This is a genomic window from Marinobacter shunpengi (assembly GCF_045449715.1).
Classification (GTDB): Bacteria; Pseudomonadota; Gammaproteobacteria; order Pseudomonadales; family Oleiphilaceae; genus Marinobacter.
Window position 1 is genome coordinate 122,255 of sequence record NZ_JBJJLA010000027.1, and the last position, 17,813, is coordinate 140,067.

The 17,813-nt window shown below is 62.4% G+C and carries 15 protein-coding genes; 7 read left to right on the forward strand and 8 right to left on the reverse strand.

Features of this window, described 5'->3' with window-relative positions:
• Positions 1-9 precede the first annotated feature (9 nt).
• Positions 10-1,026, reverse strand: a complete 1,017-nt coding sequence (locus ACJO3T_RS19125) for a histone deacetylase family protein (protein WP_406965427.1) — start codon at positions 1,024-1,026, stop codon at positions 10-12.
• 260 nt (positions 1,027-1,286) lie between these two features.
• Here ACJO3T_RS19125 and ACJO3T_RS19130 point away from each other — a divergent pair, with 260 nt between their 5' ends.
• Together ACJO3T_RS19130 and uvrD are read left to right on the forward strand one after the other, a co-directional pair.
• Positions 1,287-2,738 carry an NAD-dependent succinate-semialdehyde dehydrogenase gene (locus tag ACJO3T_RS19130; RefSeq protein ID WP_406965428.1) on the forward strand — a complete coding sequence of 484 codons (1,452 nt, stop codon included), beginning with the start codon at positions 1,287-1,289 and terminating at the stop codon, positions 2,736-2,738.
• Positions 2,739-2,862: 124 nt separating this feature from the next.
• Positions 2,863-5,028, forward strand: a complete 2,166-nt coding sequence (gene uvrD / locus ACJO3T_RS19135) for a DNA helicase II (protein WP_406979510.1) — start codon at positions 2,863-2,865, stop codon at positions 5,026-5,028.
• Between the two features lie 22 nt (positions 5,029-5,050).
• On the opposite strand, the gene ACJO3T_RS19140 is transcribed toward uvrD, so the two are convergent.
• The 7 genes from ACJO3T_RS19140 to ACJO3T_RS19170 form a co-directional block, all read right to left on the reverse strand.
• Entirely contained in the window at positions 5,051-6,634 is a 1,584-nt protein-coding gene (locus tag ACJO3T_RS19140) for an OpgD/OpgG family glucan biosynthesis protein (RefSeq protein ID WP_406979512.1), read from the reverse strand.
• 87 nt (positions 6,635-6,721) lie between these two features.
• Positions 6,722-7,666 (reverse strand): HAD-IIA family hydrolase, encoded by a 945-nt coding sequence (locus ACJO3T_RS19145; RefSeq protein ID WP_406979514.1) that lies wholly within the window; start codon positions 7,664-7,666, stop codon positions 6,722-6,724.
• Between the two features lie 4 nt (positions 7,667-7,670).
• Positions 7,671-8,480 (reverse strand): phosphonate ABC transporter, permease protein PhnE, encoded by an 810-nt coding sequence (gene phnE / locus ACJO3T_RS19150; RefSeq protein ID WP_406965433.1) that lies wholly within the window; start codon positions 8,478-8,480, stop codon positions 7,671-7,673.
• Positions 8,477-9,283, reverse strand: coding sequence for a phosphonate ABC transporter, permease protein PhnE (gene phnE / locus ACJO3T_RS19155; protein WP_406965434.1), 807 nt, complete (start codon positions 9,281-9,283; stop codon positions 8,477-8,479). The genes phnE (ACJO3T_RS19150) and phnE (ACJO3T_RS19155) overlap by 4 nt, the downstream gene beginning before the upstream one ends.
• Complete coding sequence (phnC, locus tag ACJO3T_RS19160; protein WP_406979515.1) at positions 9,284-10,099, reverse strand: phosphonate ABC transporter ATP-binding protein; 816 nt, start codon at positions 10,097-10,099, stop codon at positions 9,284-9,286.
• A gap of 16 nt (positions 10,100-10,115) precedes the next feature.
• On the reverse strand, positions 10,116-11,069 hold the full coding sequence (gene phnD / locus ACJO3T_RS19165) for a phosphate/phosphite/phosphonate ABC transporter substrate-binding protein (protein ID WP_406965437.1): 954 nt from the start codon (positions 11,067-11,069) through the stop codon (positions 10,116-10,118).
• A 156-nt stretch (positions 11,070-11,225) separates the two neighbouring features.
• On the reverse strand, positions 11,226-11,630 hold the full coding sequence (locus tag ACJO3T_RS19170; RefSeq protein ID WP_406965438.1) for an acyl-CoA thioesterase: 405 nt from the start codon (positions 11,628-11,630) through the stop codon (positions 11,226-11,228).
• A 338-nt stretch (positions 11,631-11,968) separates the two neighbouring features.
• Between ACJO3T_RS19170 and ACJO3T_RS19175 the strand changes: the two genes are divergently transcribed.
• The 5 genes from ACJO3T_RS19175 (at position 11,969) to phoU (ending at position 17,464) form a co-directional block, all read left to right on the forward strand.
• Positions 11,969-13,018, forward strand: coding sequence for a substrate-binding domain-containing protein (locus ACJO3T_RS19175; RefSeq protein ID WP_406979516.1), 1,050 nt, complete (start codon positions 11,969-11,971; stop codon positions 13,016-13,018).
• A gap of 140 nt (positions 13,019-13,158) precedes the next feature.
• Positions 13,159-14,547, forward strand: a complete 1,389-nt coding sequence (gene pstC, locus ACJO3T_RS19180; protein ID WP_406965442.1) for a phosphate ABC transporter permease subunit PstC — start codon at positions 13,159-13,161, stop codon at positions 14,545-14,547.
• Complete coding sequence (pstA, locus tag ACJO3T_RS19185) at positions 14,540-15,814, forward strand: phosphate ABC transporter permease PstA (protein ID WP_406965444.1); 1,275 nt, start codon at positions 14,540-14,542, stop codon at positions 15,812-15,814. Before pstC ends, pstA begins: the two co-directional genes overlap by 8 nt.
• 11 nt (positions 15,815-15,825) lie before the next feature.
• Positions 15,826-16,713 (forward strand): phosphate ABC transporter ATP-binding protein PstB, encoded by an 888-nt coding sequence (pstB, locus tag ACJO3T_RS19190; RefSeq protein WP_406965445.1) that lies wholly within the window; start codon positions 15,826-15,828, stop codon positions 16,711-16,713.
• A 28-nt stretch (positions 16,714-16,741) separates the two neighbouring features.
• The gene (phoU, locus tag ACJO3T_RS19195; RefSeq protein WP_406965447.1) at positions 16,742-17,464 is read left to right on the forward strand and encodes a phosphate signaling complex protein PhoU; all 723 of its coding nucleotides are present in this window, start codon (positions 16,742-16,744) and stop codon (positions 17,462-17,464) included.
• Positions 17,465-17,813 lie beyond the last annotated feature (349 nt).

Sequence of the window (17,813 nt, forward strand, 5' to 3'; positions counted from 1 at the left end):
AGCAGGGCCTCAGACCCCGCCGATTCCCCTGAAGAACTGCTGCACGTTCTCACTCAGGGACTCCAGGTCATAGCCGCCTTCCTGCACCACCAGGGTGGGCAGGTACAGCTGGCTGATGTGTTTCCCAAGGCGGCCAAAGCCCTCGGAGGTTACCGATACCTTGGCCTGGGGGTCGTTCTTGTAGATGTCGAAGCCCAGACACAGCACCAGCACGTCTGGATCGTAGAGTTTGATGTCGGTGAGTGCCCGGTCCAGGGTCTCGAAAAAATGCTCCTCACTGGAACCGTGGGGCATGGGGTAGTTGATGTTGTACCCCTCGCCATCACCTTCGCCCCGCTCATTCTGGAAACCGGTGACCACCGGGTAGAAGTTGGTGGGGTCGCCGTGGATGGAGATATAGAGGATGTCGCTGCGATCGTAGAAGATCTCCTGCACACCCTGGCCGTGGTGCATGTCGGTATCCAGGATGGCCACCCGGGCGAACCGGTCCTGCAGGTGCTGGGCGGCGATGGCGGCGTTGTTCAGGTAACAGAAACCGCCAGCGGCGTCGCGGCGGGCATGGTGCCCCGGCGGGCGACACACCGCATAGGACACCCGGTCACCAGCCTTGATGGCGTCCGCCGCGCCCAGTGCGGACTGGGCCGACCAGTAGGCCGCCTCCCAGGTTTTCGGGCCAATGGGTGAACTGCCGTCGGCCTGGTAGCGGGCGGCCTCTGCGAGAATGCCCTGCAGGTGGTTGGGCGCGCGCACGAAGATATTGGAGATCACCTCCTCGCCCCAGTCCTCCTGCTCCATCCAGCGACGGTGGGCGGATTCCAGGAAGCGCAGGTAACCCAGATCATGGATGTCGGAGATGGGCCCGGCCCCCTGGTCTGCGGGCTGGAGCACTTCCACCCCCAGTTCCTTCAGGCCCTCCAGCATCTGACCGGTACGGTCCGCCACCTCCTGGGGCTGACGCATCTGACCGCGGGTGAAGTACGTCTTGGGAGCGTGCAGGTCCTGTGACGGGTGAAAATACGCTTTCATGTTCCGGCCTCCTGATGAATCAACGTTTTCGACCAGTATAGATGCCGGTCGGCTTCTTGCAGGGCGCTGGCCGATTGCCTTTACAGACGTCACAAAGGCAGCCAATATGTCCTCAGAACGTCTGAACCCTTCACGGATCGTCAGGGTGGTCAGCGGTTTCACCAGTAGTCTCACTCCCGGACGTTTTCGTCAACACCCCGGACAGCGTCGAACAAAAGCGAACAAGCGACAGCAACTGTCTCTCAAACAGAGGAGTCACCATGATCGAGTCACCCCTGCTGAAGAACCTGAAAGGCTATATTGGCGGCCAGTGGAAAGCCACCGGCGACAATACCTTTGATGTTTACAACCCGGCGACGGGGCAAGTACTCGCCAGTGTGCCCTCAATGCCGGTGGAGGATGTCAGGGCGGCCATCGAGGCTGGCAAATCGGCCCTGAAGCTGACCGAGCCCTACGCCATCGAGACCCGCCGACAGTGGCTGGAAGGCATTCGCGATGCCCTCAAGGACAACCGCGAGGAGATCGGTCGTATCCTCTGTCTGGAGCACGGAAAGCCCCTGAACGAGGCCCAGGGCGAGGTGGACTACGCCGCCGGTTTCTTCGATTATTTTTCAAAGACCATCGGCGACCTGAATGCCCATACCCTGGAAGAAAAGCCCCGGGACTGCACCTGGACCATCCACTACCGCCCGGTGGGCGTGGTGGGGCTGATCACCCCCTGGAACTTCCCCATCGGCATGATCGCCAAGAAATTGTCCGCCGCGATGGCCGCCGGCTGCCCGTCGGTGATCAAGCCCGCCAGCGAAACCCCACTCACCATGATCGCCATGTTCACCGTCATTGATGAGAACGTGGAGCTGCCCGAAGGCATGATCAACCTGGTGATGGGCAAGGCCAGCGTGATCGGCAAGGAACTGTGCGATAACCCGGATGTGCCCATGCTCAGCTTCACCGGCTCCACTGAAGTGGGCCGCAAGCTGATCATCGACACCGCCGACCAGGTGAAGAAGCTGGCCCTGGAGCTGGGTGGCAACGCACCGTTCATCGTGTTTGACGATGCCGACCTGGACAAGGCGGCGGACAACCTGATCGCCAACAAATTCCGCGGCGGCGGCCAGACCTGTGTCTGCGCCAACCGCATCTTCGTCCATGAGAAAGTGATGGACGCCTTTGCCGGCAAGCTGGCGGATCGGGTCAACAAAATGACCGTGGGCGATGGTATCAACGGCGACGTGGACATCGGCCCGCTGATTAACCGGGCCGGCTTCGACAAGGTCCGCGACCACCTGGAAGACGCCCTGAAAAAAGGCGCCAGCCTGGTGGCGGGCACCCAGCCGGGTGACCTGCCGAAGGACAAACTGTTCTTCCCGCCCACCGTGGTCTCCGGCGTCAAGCGCGACATGGCCTGCTTCCGCGAGGAAACCTTCGGCCCGCTGGTGCCCATGGTGGCCTTCAGCACCGAGGACGAAGCCATCGAAATGGGCAACGACACCGAGTTCGGCCTGGCCTCCTACGTGTTCACTGCCGACGAGGACCGTGCCCAGCGTGTGGCCGGCGGCCTGCGCTTCGGCCACGTGGGCTGGAACACCGGCACCGGCCCGGCCCCGGAAGCGCCCTTTGGCGGCATGAAAGCCTCCGGCATCGGCCGCGAGGGCGGCACCGAAGGTCTGTTCGAGTTTGTCGAGCCGCAGGCGGTACCGCGGGGGTTCTGACGCCCCTGAAAGAGTGCCTCGTATCCGAGGCACTCTTTCAACCTCTCTCCCTATAACCCAATCCCCCACCCATGGGTGATATACTGCTGCCTCATTTTCCACCAGGCAATGAACGGCAGAATCCATGGATGTCTCCCCCATCATCGATCCCCTGAACGACGCCCAGCGCGAAGCGGTCACCGCCCAGAACGACCACCTGCTGGTGCTGGCGGGTGCCGGCAGTGGCAAGACCCGGGTGCTGGTCCATCGTATGGCCTGGCTGATGCAGGTGGATGGGGTGCCGCCCACTGGTATCCTGGCCGTGACCTTCACCAACAAGGCGGCGAAGGAGATGCGTTACCGCATCGAACAGATGATGGACGTGCCGGCCCGGGGAATGTGGTTCGGTACCTTCCACGGCATCGCCCACCGCCTGCTGCGGGCCCACTACCAGGACGCCGGCCTGCCCGAGAATTTCCAGGTACTGGACAGCGACGATCAACTGCGACTGGTCAAGCGGGTGATGCGGGAGCTTCAGATCGACGAGGGCCGCTGGCCACCCCGCCAGGCCCAGTGGTTCATCAACAGCCACAAGGACGAGGGCCTGCGGGCGGACCACATCCAGGAGAACCCGGGCGACCACTTCACCAGCACCATGCTGCAGATCTACCGCCAGTACGAGAAGCTCTGCAATCAGGGTGGCCTGGTGGACTTTGGTGAGCTGCTGCTGCGGTCCCACGAACTCTGGCTGCACCGGCCGGAACTGCTGGCCCACTACCAGCGTCGCTTCCAGCACATCCTGGTGGACGAGTTCCAGGACACCAACACCATCCAGTACGCCTGGCTGCAGATCCTGGCCAGCAACCGGGTACCCCTCACCGTGGTGGGGGATGATGACCAGTCCATCTACGGCTGGCGCGGGGCCAAGATCGAGAACATCCAGCAGTACCAGCGGGATTTCCCCAACTCACGCCTGGTGCGCCTGGAGCAGAACTACCGTTCCACCCAACTGATCCTCAAGGCCGCCAACGCGGTGATCGCCAACAACCAGGGGCGCCTCGGCAAGGAGCTGTGGACCGACGGCCCCGAGGGCGAACCCATCAGCCTGTATGCCGCCTTCAACGAAATGGACGAGGCCAATTACATCGCTGACACCATTAGCGCCTGGGTGGACGAAGGCAACCTGCGCAGCGAGGCAGCCATCCTGTACCGCTCCAACGCCCAGTCCCGGGTGTTGGAGGAATCCCTGATGCGCCAGGGCATTCCCTACCGGGTCTACGGCGGCCTGCGGTTCTACGACCGCCAGGAAATCCGCAACGCCATCGCCTACCTGCGATTGGTGCACTACCGTCGTGACGACGCCGCCTTCGAGCGGGTGGTGAACGTGCCCACCCGGGGCATCGGCGCCAAGAGCCTGGGGGACCTGCGGGCCTACGCCACCGAGCAGGGTATCTCCCTGTGGGAGGCGTCCGAGCGCATGCTGGACGCGGGCGTGGTCAAGGGCAAGGCCCGCACCGGCCTGCAGCAGTTTATCGACATCATCCAGACCCTGACCGACAAGGTGGACCAGTCGTCCCTGCAGGGCCTGATGAAGGAAACCCTGGAGCTCAGCGGCCTCAAGGATTACCACGCCAACGAAAAGGGCGAGAAGGGCCAGGCCCGGGTGGAGAACCTGGAGGAACTGGTCAACGCCCTGTCGGACTATGAGGTGGAGGACGATGAGGACGCGTTGTCGGAATTCATCGCCCAGGCGGCCCTGGACGCCGGCGAGGCCCAGGCGGATACCCACGAGGACAGCGTCCAGCTGATGACGCTGCACTCCGCCAAGGGCCTGGAGTTCCCGCTGGTGTTCCTGGCCGGGGTGGAGGAAGGGCTGTTCCCCCACAGCATGTCCCTGGAGGAACCGGGTCGCATGGAAGAGGAACGCCGGCTGGCTTACGTGGGCATCACCCGGGCCATGAAGCGGCTGATCCTCACCTACGCCGAATCCCGGCGCCTGTACGGTCAGGAGAAGTTCCACGCCCTGTCCCGCTTTGTACGGGAGATTCCGGCCGACTGCCTCCAGGAGGTGCGCCTGCGCAACACGGTCAGCCGCCCCGCCATGGTATCCCGGCCCAACGAAGGGCTGTTCAGCCAGCAACCGGAGGCCGGTACCGGCTTCAGCCTTGGCCAGCGGGTGCGCCACCCCAAGTTTGGCGAGGGGATTGTGATGAACAGCGAGGGCAGTGGCCACCACACTCGCGTTCAGGTGAACTTCGACGACGGCGCCAAGTGGCTGGTGCTGGCCTACGCACCGCTGGAAGCCTGCTGATCCGGCGTCAGCGGCAGGCGGATCAGAATTTCCGTTCTTCCACTGGCGGGGGAGAATACTGGTAGACCCAGGTCTCCGTCAGCGGCTGGTCCCCCAGGCGCAGGTACACCCGCAGGTCGATGGGCTCCGGTGAGTCGTCCGGCACCAGGTCGAACATGGCCCGGTAGCCATTGATCGAGCCCAGTGGCCGGGCCGAAGTGATTTCCACTTTGCCCCGGCTGACCTCGATCACCGGCTCCACCTCGGCATCCTCGCCCATCATGCCCAGCAGTCCCCCGGCAAAGTCGATGGCAAACCGCCGCGAGAAGTAGGTGCGCTCCTGGCCCACCACACCGCCGATGCCCGTGCGGGTCGCCTCCACCGTGGCCAGGTTGTCCGGTGACGCCGGCGGCTTCTCGCCCCAGGTCAGCCGATAGCTGAACAGGTGCTCCCGGCCCGGTTCCAGTGGTTCTTTGGGGTGCCAGAAGGCAACGATGTTGTCCATGGTTTCGTCCGCGGTGGGAATCTCCACCAGCATCACCGAGCCTTCGCCCCAGTTGCTACCGGGTTCCACCCACAGGCTCGGTCGTTTGCCATAGAACACGCTGTCGTCCTGGTAGTGGTCAAAATCCCGGTCCCGCTGTAGCAGACCAAAACCTCGCGGGTTGTCGTCGAGAAAACTGTTGACCTGCAAATGCCGGGGGTTGCGCAGTGGGCGCCAGATCCATTCCCCGGCACCGGTCCACAGGGACAGGCCGTCGGAATCATGGATTTCCGGTCGCCAGTCGTTGGCCATGCGGCGGTCGTTCTCGCCCATCTGGTACATGCTGGTGAGCGGGGCAATGCCGACGCGTTCGATGGTACGGCGAGGGTAGAGGGCCGCATCAATGTCCATCACCATGTCCCGGCCCGGATACAGGTCGAAGGCATAGGCGCCGGTCACGCTGTCGGACTCCAGCAGGGCGTATAGGGTCAGCCGTGTGGAACCGGCCGGTGGCGGCTGGAACCAGAATGCGGTGAAGCGGGGAAACTCCTCGCCGCTGTCCAGCGCCGTGTCCACCGCCAGCCCCCGGGCGGACAGGCCGTACTGCATGGACTCGCCCACCGCCCGGAAGTAGCTGGCCCCCAGGAAGGCGGCCAGGTCCCGTTCATCATCGGTATGGAAGCGAACCCGGAAGCCGGCATAGCCGAGATCGTCCGGTAGCCCTTGCAGGGACTGTTCGCCTTTGTAGGTGAAGTTGTCGGGGCTGTAGGGGATTTCCCGGGGCTGGCCGTTCACCAGCTCGAACAGGTGCACGGGCTCCTGGAAATACAGCCCCAGATGGAAGAAGCCGATCTCGAAGGGGGTGTCTTCGTTATGCCAGAGTGCCTGGTCGGCCTTGAACCGTATTGACTGGTAGTCATCCCAGGAGATGTCCTTCAGCGCCTGGGGCACCTGCTCCCGGGTGGGGGCATGGGGCTGGTCGGCCAGGTGACGGGCGTGGCCCTTGAGCCAGGCGAAGTCGAACTGCTCGGGTACCGGAACCTTGCTGGCCACCGCCGGGCGGGGCGTCATTAGCGCAGACAGGGGCAGGCCAGTCAGGCCCGCGGTGGCGGCCAGGTGAAGCAACAGGGAACGTCGATCCATGGGTGACTCCTATGGCAAACGGTGTCCCTATTCTGCCTGTGGTGTCATGTATCAGGGGGTTACGATTCCGAAAGGCGGGTCGGCTGTTCAGATCGACGAGGTGACAAAGTCCGGCGTAATGCCGGACGTCCGGATGCAGGTCTCCAGGTCCAGACCCGCCAGTGAGCCGTGGCCGGTGACCAGCAGGCTTGCCATTCCCTTTGTCCTGGCGCCAAGGATATCCGTGTGCAGGGTGTCGCCGACCATCAGTATTCGACGGGCGGGAATGCCGGCGAGGCGCTCGAGGGCGGCGTCAAAGGCCGGGCCGTAAGGTTTGCCGAAGAAACGCGGGGTGATGCCCGTTTCCTCTCGCAGTTTGTGGGCGAAAAAGCCGGGTTCCAGGGTCAGGCAATCACCACGGGGCGCCACCAGGTCCGGGTTCGCCACCTCCAGCGGTCGCCGTCGACGTTTCAGGCTGTTCGACAGTTGAGCGTGCAGGGACTCATCCCAATGCTCGCTGCTCAGGAAGATAAACCCGTCGCAGGCGTCCAGCGCCTGGTCGCTTACGCCGGGGCGTACCGGCTGCTGTGTCAGCGGGCCCAGTGACTGGCTGTCGGAATGCGCCGGTGCGATCACGCCCCACACGCCTTGCCTCGGTTCCCGGGCGAGGGCGTCTTCCAGCAACCAGCGGCTGGAAATGATCCTGTCTTCGGTCAGCCCGAACCCCATGGCCCGGTATTTTGCGGTCAGGGCCTGCTGGCTGGCGGTAGCGGCGTTGGAGAGCACCAGGACCGGTTTCCCGAGGGCCTGCAGCGCCGCCAGTCGGGCCGCCGCGCCGGGAATGACGGCCTGCCCGGTGTTCAGCACGCCGAACGCATCAAAGACAAAGGCGTCGAACTCGCCGGCCAGTGGTTCCAGCGACGCTATCCACCGGGGAGCACTTTGGTTGGCGGCCGTCGCCGGGAGCTGATCCCGCAGCCGCTGGTACTGGTCAAAGGCCCAGGCGGGTGTCGGGGTGACGCCGTCAAAGGTGGTTGGATGGCTATCGGTCATGCCCTCAGATTACCGCCTGTCGCACCCGGGCGGATACCCACTCCGAGACCACCACGGTGGCGAGGATCACCACAAAGATCATCGCCACCTGGTTCCAGGCCAGGGTGGCCAGCGATGCGTTGAGCTGGATGCCCAGGCCGCCGGCTCCCACCAGCCCCAGGATGGTGGACTCGCGGATGTTGATGTCCCAGCGGAACACGCTGATGCCCCAGAACGCCGGCAGGATCTGCGGCACGATGGCATAGTCGATCACCTGGACACCACTGGCGCCGGTGGCCCGTACCGCTTCCACCTGGCTGGTGTCGATCTCCTCGATCGCCTCGTAGAGCAACTTGGCCACGAAGCCGATGGACCGCAGGCCGATAGCGATAATGCCGGACAACAGCCCCGGGCCGATAATGGCCACCAGCAGCAGCGCCCAGATAAGCGAATTGATGGATCGGGACGCCACGATCAGCAGGAGTGCCAGCGGGCGCACAAACCGTTTACTGGGGGTGGTGTTGCTGGCAGCCAGAAAGGCCACCGGTACCGCAATGGCTACCCCGATCAGGGTGCCTAGGGTGGCGATATTGATGGTATCCCACAGGGGGGCCCACAACTCGTCGATGTAACCCCAGGCTGGCGGAAACATGCGCCCGCCGATATCGGCTGCCTGGTCCGGCGCGTCACTGACAAAGGCCCAGATCGTGTTCTCGTTCATCAACTGCCAGCAGAACACGGTCAGAGCCACCAGCGAGAACCAGCCCAGCCATCGCAGCAGCGTCTGCTTCGGTGTCCGGTACTGCCAGACAGGCACGGAAGGGGTTTCGGTCATTGTACCCACCTGCGAATCCAGGAAGACGAATATTCCACCACCAGCACGATGGCGATGATGATAATCAGGATGGCCCCGGCGGAATCATACTCGTAACGGTCAATGGCGGTGTTCAGGGTGGCGCCGATGCCACCGGCCCCGACTATGCCGATCACCGCCGATTCCCGGAAGTTGATGTCCAGGCGGTACAGAGAGAGCCCCACCAGCCGGGGCATGACCTGGGGCTGTACGGCGTAGTTGACCACCTGCCACCAGCTTGCGCCGGTGGCGCGGATGGCTTCGAGCTGGCTGTGGTCGCATTCCTCGATATCCTCCGCCAGCAGTTTTGACAGGAAACCGATGGTGGCGAATGCCAGTGTCAGGAAGCCCGCAAAGGGCCCGAAGCCGAACATGGCCACCAGCAGGATGGCGATGATCACTTCCTGGAACGAGCGGGACAGGGTGATGATGCTCCGGCAGGCCAGGTACACCGGCGCTGGCGCCAGGTTGCGGGCGGCGCCGATGCCGATGGGCACGGAAATCAGGATACCGGCCACCGTTGAGGTCACCGTCATGGTCAGGCTCTCCACCAGGCCTTCGCGGATGTCCCGCCACCGGGTGACGAAATCCGGTACCAGGAAGCCTTCCACGAATTTCCAGCCCCGGTCCAGTCCCAGCCACACCCGGTGCCAGTCGATCTCCACGCTTTGCATCGCCAGCACCAGGTAGATCAGCGCGCCGGTGTAGATCAGCCGTCGCCACAACGGATTGGTCAGCAGTACCGGTGGCCGCTTCCAGCGGGTGGGGTAGCTTTGCGCCGTCATCTATACCCCCTCGGCCAGGTCCACGGTGGGAGCCAGGGGCTCTTCGTGGGCGGTATCCTCACCGCGCATCTGAGTCCAGTCCTCATTGCCGTAGATGCGGGTCAGAACCTCGTCGGTCAGTGCCTCGGGTCTGCCGTCAAAGACCACCTCGCCGGCCCTCAGGCCGATGATCCGGTCGGTGAATTGCCGGGCCAGCATCACATCGTGGATATTGATGATGGCCGGCAGGTTCCTTTCCCGGCAGGCGCTGCCGATCAGGCGCATGATCTGGCGCGAGGTTTTGGGGTCCAGGGACGCGGTGGGTTCGTCCACCAGCAGCAGTTCCGGGTCCTGTTCCAGGGCCCGGGCAATGCCGACGCGCTGGCGCTGGCCACCGGACAGGGCATCGGCCCGCTTGTTGAAATGGTCCGACAGCCCGACCTGTTCCAGCAGGGAAAATGCCTGGGCCACATCGTCCGGTGAATAGCGGCGCAGGAACGAACGCCAGGCGGGCACGTAACCGAGCCGCCCCGACAGTACGTTCTCCATCACCGTCAGGCGCTCCACCAGGGCATACTCTTGGAAGATCATGCCGATCCGGCGTCGGGCACGGCGCAGTGCACCGCCTTGCAGGGTCGCCAGGTTGGTCTCCGACAGCAGGATTTCCCCGGCGGACGGTTCCACCAGGCGGTTAATGCACCGGATCAGGGTGGACTTGCCCGCACCGGAGGGGCCGATCAGCCCCACCACCTGGCCAGCGGGTACTTCTAAGCTGACCTGGCGGAGGGCTGTGTCTCCGGTGGGGTAGGTTTTTGAGAGGTTGCTGAGTGTAAGCACGTGGTCGATTCACCGCTTATTGACAGTGGTATTCAACGCCGTTGGCATCGTCGATCTTGCGGATCACTTCCCAATGCTCCTTGAAGGTGATGGGAATGAACTGGGCCTCGCCGGACTTGGAGAACTCCTCTTCCAGTGCGGTGCCTTCCCATTCAAAGGAGAAGAAGGCGTCCTGGATGGCTTCCTGCAACTCCGGAGTCAGATTGTGGGCGATGCCATAGCCTGTGGTGGGGAAGGTCTGGGACTGGTAAAGGGAGACAATCTGGTCCTCGCTCACCACATCCCGGCTCAGCATGCGGTTAAGCACCGAGTTGGCAATGGCGGCAGCCGGGTAGTCCTGGTTGGCGACCCCCAGTATGGAGTTGTCGTGCTTGCCGGAGAACACCGGCTCAAAGTCTTCTCCGGCCACCATGCCATAGTCTGCCTTCAGGATCGCCGACGGCGCCTTGAAGCCGGAGTTGGAGGTCTGGGAGGTAAAGGCCATTTCCCCGCCACGGATATCTTCCACCTCGTCAATGCCCGAGTCCGGGTAGGTGATGATTTCCATCTCATAGCCGAAGGAACCGTCTGCGGCGGCCATCATGGTAAATGGACGAAAGCCTGCGCAGGCCACTGCCAGAGGGTTGGAGCCGGTATTGAAGCCGGCAATATGCAGGCGCCCGGCGCGCATGGCTTCGATCTGGGCGGCGTTGGACTGCACCGGGAAAAACTGGACCTTCTTGCCGGTGGTGTCGGCCAGGTGGTCCATGAATTCGGACCAGACTTCCCGGTAGACGGCCGGGTCTTCAACCGGCGTGTAGGCAAAGATGAGGGTGGAGGGATCCACTTGCTGGTCGGCATCGGCGGGGATGTCGGCCACCAGGTCGCCGTCCTGGTCCTGGTAGCGGCTGTCGAGAGTGAACTCGGCGTGGCTGGCCAGGGGCAGCATCAGGGGAAGGCAGGCCAGCAGTGTCAGCGGTTTCATCGTCATCGTCGGACTCCTTGTTGTCTGGGAATAGGCTTACTCCCGGACGATAAGGCAATCCGATGATGCTTTTATGACAGCAACGTGCTAACGCGACACATTATGTGATGGGGTGGTTTCCTTCGGTAGAAGGAACGGCAGCGCACCCCGCCACGGGATGCGTCAGTGGGCCTGTTCCGGGACTTCGCGAATGCGGCCATGCTCATCAATGGCCACATACACGAACAGACCTTCGGTCACCTTGCGTGCGCCCTTGTTATTGCGGTCCCGGGTCCACACTTCCACGTTGATCTTCATGGAGCTGCGGCCGATGTCCACCAGTTCGCAGTAGCACCCAACCTGGGCGCCGATGCGCAGGGGCGAGAGGAATTCCATGCGGTCCATGGCGACGGTGGCGTTGCGGCCCTGGGAGATGCGTCCGGCCAGGGTGCCTGCGGCGGTGTCCATCTGCTGTACCAGCCAGCCGGCGTACACGTCGCCATTGGCGTTGGTGTCGGCGGGCAGGGGTACTACCTGGATCACCAGTTCCCCACGGGGGGTGGGCCTGTCGTCGTCGAAGTCAGTCATTGAGCGCTACCTTGTTTTTCTTGGATAGGGGGCCGTCGGGTAAGCCCTGTATTCATGATTGGGAGGGCAGTTGATACCGGATTCCCTGTTTATTTGCTGAGCATGGTATTCATCACATCGCCGTATGCAAGTGAAATCGACAGATAAGCAGTGTCCTGTCTGGTAAATTCGCTGATCTACGACTTGTCGCTGGTGACTCTGGTCCTGTGTTGCCAGTGATATCGGAGGCTCCATAAGTGGAAATTAATCCTGCGGGTGTCACAAAGTTGTCATAGACTGTCCGTAATCTGCCCACCATCGGATAACCCGACAGCAATAAACCGATGGAGATGCAACGTATGAAACTGAGAGCAGCACTCGCAACTGCAGTACTGGCAGGCTCTGTTGCCGCCGTATCCACGCCGGCCATGGCCCGCGACACAATCAGCATCGTGGGTTCTTCCACCGTTTACCCGTTCGCTACCGTGGTAGCCGAGCGTTTCGGTGCCAACTCTGACTTCCCGACGCCGAAGCTGGAATCCACCGGTTCCGGCGGCGGCCTGAAGCTGTTCTGCCAGGGCATCGGTACCCAGCACCCGGATATCACCAACGCTTCCCGCCGCATGAAGCCGTCCGAATACGACCTGTGCCAGAGCAACGGCGTTGAGAACATTACCGAGTTCCGTATCGGTTCCGACGGTATCGTTATCGCCAGCTCCAGCGAAGCCGAGAACCTGGACATCAACCTGGAGCAACTGTTCCTGGCCCTGGGCAAGCAGGTTCCGGATCCGGATGACGAGTCCAGGCTGATCGACAACCCCTACAAGAACTGGAGCGATGTCGATTCCAGCCTGCCCAACAAGCCGATCCGTGTAATGGGTCCGCCCCCGACGTCCGGCACCCGTGACGCCTTCGTCGAGCTGGCCATGCAGGGCGGCTGTGAAGACCTGCCGGCGGTTGCCGACATGAGCGAAGACGACATGGAAGGCGTGTGCCACAGCATCCGTGAAGACGGCGCCTTCATCGAAGCCGGCGAGAACGACAACCTGATCGTCCAGAAGCTGATCGACGATACCAAGATGTACGGTGTGTTCGGCTACAGCTTCCTGGAAGAGAACTCGGACCGCCTCCAGGCCGCCCGCCTGAACGGCATGGTGCCGACAGTGGAGAACATTGCCGCTGACGAGTACCCTGTTGCCCGCTCCCTGTTCTTCTACGTGAAGAAGGCTCACATCGGCGTGGTTCCGGGTATTACCGAGTACGCCGAGGAATTCACCAGCGCCGGCGCCATGGGCCCGAACGGCTACCTGAAGAGCGTTGGCCTGATCGTGCCTCCCCGTGATGCACTGATGGATCTGCAGGACAAGGCAGCAGAGATGCCGAACCTGAGCAAGGACGAGCTGATGTAAGGTCCGGTTCAAGCCGGATGACACCGAGGGTGCGGGTCCAACAGGGCCCGCACCCTTTGGCGTATGTGAGGCGGTCAGTCCGGTGACGGGAATGGCTCCCGTGGCCACTGGCCCTGAAGTTTCTGAAGACGGACAATTGCATGCAAGCGGCCAATCTTTTCCTACTCACGCTGGTCATGGCGCTGGTGGCGTACGGTCTCGGGTACGCCCGTTCGCGATCGCTGGCCATGCCCCTGGGTGGTATTCGCCACCTGAAATCCCTGCCGTTCTACTATGGCGCCCGGGCGGCGCTGTGGTGCGGTATTCCGGCGTTGATCGTACTGGCGCTATGGGCGGCGTTCCAGGGAAAGGTCATCCAGTTACTGGTGGTGGGCTCCCTGCCGCCGGACATGATCCCGGATTCCGATGGCGCCGCCAGCCTGCTGCTGAGCAAGATCAGCAACGTGGCCAGCGGAGCGCTGCCGGCTGACTTTGTTGAGCCGCCGGTGGCGGAGGCCGCCGAACGCCTGACCATCCTGCGGGAACAGAGCCGCTGGTACATGACGTCGCTGGTTGTGGCGGTGGCCGTGCTGGCCGGGTTCCTGGGCTGGGTACGTATCCGGCCACGGCTTAATGCCCGCTCGCAGGTGGAAACCACTCTCAAGTGGATCTTCTTCTCCTGCGCTGCTCTGGCCATCCTGACCACCGTAGGCATTATCTTCTCGGTGTTCTTCGAGACGGTTCGCTTCTTCGGTAAGATTTCGTTCTTTGAGTTCTTCTTCGGTACCAGCTGGAGTCCACAGACCGCCCTGCGTGCGGATCAGGTGGCGGCAGAGGGTTCCTTCGGCATGATCCCGCTGTTTACCGGCACCCTGCTGATTTCAGCGATTGCCATGGTGGTGGCCGTGCCGGTGGGGTTGTTGTCGGCCATTTACCTTTCGGAATACGCCAACAAGCGGGTGAGGGGCATCGTCAAGCCGCTGCTGGAGATGCTGGCGGGTATCCCCACGGTGGTTTACGGCTTCTTCGCGGCGCTGACGGTAGCCCCGTTTATCAGCAATTTCGCCGCCTCGCTGGGGATCGATGCTTCATCCCAGAGCGCCCTGGCGGCCGGCGGTGTCATGGGCATCATGATCATTCCCTTTGTGTCGTCGCTGTCCGACGACGTGATCAACGCGGTGCCCCAGACGCTCCGCGACGGCTCACTGGCCCTGGGTGCCACTCAGTCCGAAACCATGAAGAAGGTGATCTTCCCCGCGGCCCTGCCGGGCATCATGGGGGGCATACTGCTGGCGGTGTCCCGTGCCATTGGCGAGACCATGATCGTGGTCATGGCGGCGGGCCTGGCGGCCAACCTGACGGCCAATCCGCTGGAGACGGTAACCACCGTCACCGTGCAGATCGTGACCCTGCTGACGGGAGACCAGGAATTCGACAGCGCCAAGACCCTGGCGGCCTTCGCCCTGGGTGCCATGCTCTTCCTGGCCACCCTGATCCTCAACGTGTTCGCCCTCCACATCGTACGTAAATATCGGGAACAGTATGAATGATCAACAGTCACAGGCGGCCATCGTCCGCCAGTCGCTGAAGCGCCGCTACCGTAAGGAGCGCCGTTTCCGGGCCTATGGCATCGCGGCCATTGCCATCGCGTTGACGGCGCTGGTGGTGCTTTTCACCGATATCATTGGCAAGGGGCACACAGCCTTCGTCAAGACCACCATCACCATGGAAGTGGATATCGATGGCGAGATGATGTATCTCGATGACGCCAGCGACGAGCGCCAGATGAAGAATGCGGATTTTGTCGAACCGCTGATCCAGGCGCTCATGAGGGAGATTCCCGACGCCACGGAATCCGACCGAAGCCAGGTGCGGGACCTGATCAATCCCTATGCGTCGAACCAGTTGCGGGATGCCCTCAGGGAAAACCCGGACCTGCTGGGCACCACCCAGACCATGACGTTCCTGTCCCATACCAATGTGGACGTCTACGTCAAGCACGCCGGCGATGAGAACTATTCCATCAAGCTCAATGAACAGCAGCGTGAGTGGGTGGATCAGCTGGTGGAGCAGGGCGTGGTGCAGAACTCGTTCAACGACGTGCTCTTCAGCCGGGGGGATTCCCGGGATCCGTCCCGGGCGGGCATCCTTGGTGCGATTGTGGGCTCACTGCTGACCATGATTGTAACCCTGGTGCTGTCGTTTCCCATCGGGGTGGCGGCGGCCATCTACCTGGAGGAGTTCGCGCCCCAGAACAAGCTGACCGACTTCATTGAGGTCAACATCAATAACCTGGCGGCGGTGCCGTCGATTATCTTCGGTCTGCTGGGTCTGGCGGTGTTCATCAACCTGTTCGGCATGCCCCGGTCGGTGCCGGTGGTGGGGGGCCTGGTGCTGACCCTGATGACCCTGCCCACCATCATCATTTCCAGCCGGGCGGCGATCAAGAGTGTGCCGCCGTCCATTCGTGAGGCGGCCGAAGGCATGGGTGCCTCCAAGATGCAGGTGGTGCTGCATCATGTGCTGCCCCTGGCGCTGCCCGGCATGCTGACCGGTTCCATTATCGGCATGGCCCAGGCCCTGGGCGAGACCGCGCCGCTGCTGCTGATCGGCATGGTGGCGTTTATCGTGGATGTGCCCGAGGGCTTCCTGGATTCCGCCACGGTGTTGCCGGTGCAGGTATTCCTGTGGGCGGGCAGCCCGGAACTGGCCTTTATCGAGCGGGCATCGGCGGCCATTATGGTGCTGCTGGCCTTCCTGATCAGTATGAACGCGCTGGCGATCTGGATGCGTAAGCGTCTTGAACGCCGGTGGTAAGGAGAATGGCGATGAACACCCTGAATACGACAGTAGATAAAGAGGCAGGCATGTCGGAGGAAACTCCTATCCCGATTCCGGAAGAAAAGCCGGCGGAAACCCTGATCGAAGAGGGCAAGACGGTTGGCACGCCATTCGCGGACGACCCCAAGTTCAAGCTTCGTAATGTGGAAGTGCTCTACGGTGACACGCCGGCGATCAAGAACATCAGCCTGGACATCGCCCGCAATGAGGTCATCGCCTTTATCGGTCCGTCCGGTTGCGGCAAATCCACCTTCCTGCGCTGCCTCAACCGGATGAACGACAGTATCGATATCTGCCGGGTGAAGGGCGAGTTGATGCTGGACGACGACAACATCTACGATCCCAGGCGGGACGTGGTGGAGCTGCGGGCCCGGGTGGGCATGGTGTTCCAGAAGCCGAATCCGTTCCCCAAGTCCATCTATGAGAACGTGGCCTACGGCCCCCGTATCCACGGCCTGGCCAACCGCAAGTCGGACCTGGACGACATTGTCGAGAACAGCCTCCGCAAGGCGGGTCTGTGGAACGAGGTGAAGGACCGGCTGGATGCCACCGCCACCGGTATGTCCGGTGGTCAGCAGCAGCGACTCTGTATTGCCCGGGCCATTGCCGTCAGCCCCGAGGTAATCCTGATGGACGAGCCCTGCTCGGCCCTGGACCCCATCGCCACGGCGAAGGTGGAAGAGCTGATCGCGGAAATGTCCGAAAGCTATACCATCGTTATCGTGACCCACTCGATGCAGCAGGCGGCCCGGGTGTCCCATCGCACCGCCTATTTCCACCTGGGCCATCTGGTTGAGGTCAACGAAACCAACAAGGTATTTACCGCACCCGAACACGAACTCACCGAGTCGTATATCACCGGTCGTTTCGGTTAACACAGGTCGCGATTGCGAGGAGCTGAGAATGCCAACGAAGAAAGAAGACATGTATGGGGATCATATTTCCCATCAGTTCAACGAGGACCTGTCCAACCTGAAGAACGACTTCCTCAAGATGGGCGGCCTGGTTGAGCAACAGGCCATCGATGCGGTCAATGCCCTGATTGATGGCGATGGCCACGCCGCGGATGAGATCCGTGCCCGCGACAAGCTGGTGGACAAGATGGAGATGGAGCTGGACGAGGAAGCCACCCGTCTTATCGCCCGACGCCAGCCCGCCGCCCGGGACCTGCGGCTGGTGATTGCGGTCATCAAGATGGTGTCAGACCTGGAGCGGGTTGGCGACGAGGCCAAGAAGATCGCCAAGTTCGCCCTCACGCTGTCCCAGGAAGGCCAGGCGCCCCGGGGGTATGTGGAAGTCCGTCATATCAGCACCCATGTCACCAGCATGCTTCACGACGCCCTGGATGCTTTCTCACGGCTGGATTCGACCCTGGCCCTGAAGATCATGCGGGAGGACAAGCGGGTGGATGAGGAGTATCAGGCCGCCACCCGCACCCTGCTGACCTTCATGATGGAGGATTCCCGCAACATCTCCCGGTGCATGGCCGTGATGTGGGTACTGCGCGCCCTGGAGAGGGTAGGGGACCATGCCTGCAACCTGGCGGAGAATGTCATCTACATGGTGGAAGGTGAGGATGTTCGCCATACCCCGGTGGAAGAGGCCGCGAAGGTGGTCAAGCCCTGACGGCTGCGGGCCCCGTACCGCCAGGGTGGCAGGTTGCGGGGCCCGGGGCATTGGTTTCGGTCAGGTAAAAGATGGTCAGGGGCTGGCCATCCGGTCCTTTAATGACGTAAAATTCATGTTCAGTCGCCCGGGTGCAATGACGCTCCCGCAGTGGGCTCCGCAACCGCGGGAAGGACTCCGGATAGCCGGTTTCAGGGAAGACGTGACTCTGTCACCCACAGGACGCAGACGTCCTCTCCCCGATCCCCGGATGGTCTCCGGCTACAATCATGTTCATTGGCAGGACAGGCCACGGTTGCCGTCGGCAGACGTGAGAAGAGTCATTGCCAGGCATGGAGTGGAAAGCTGC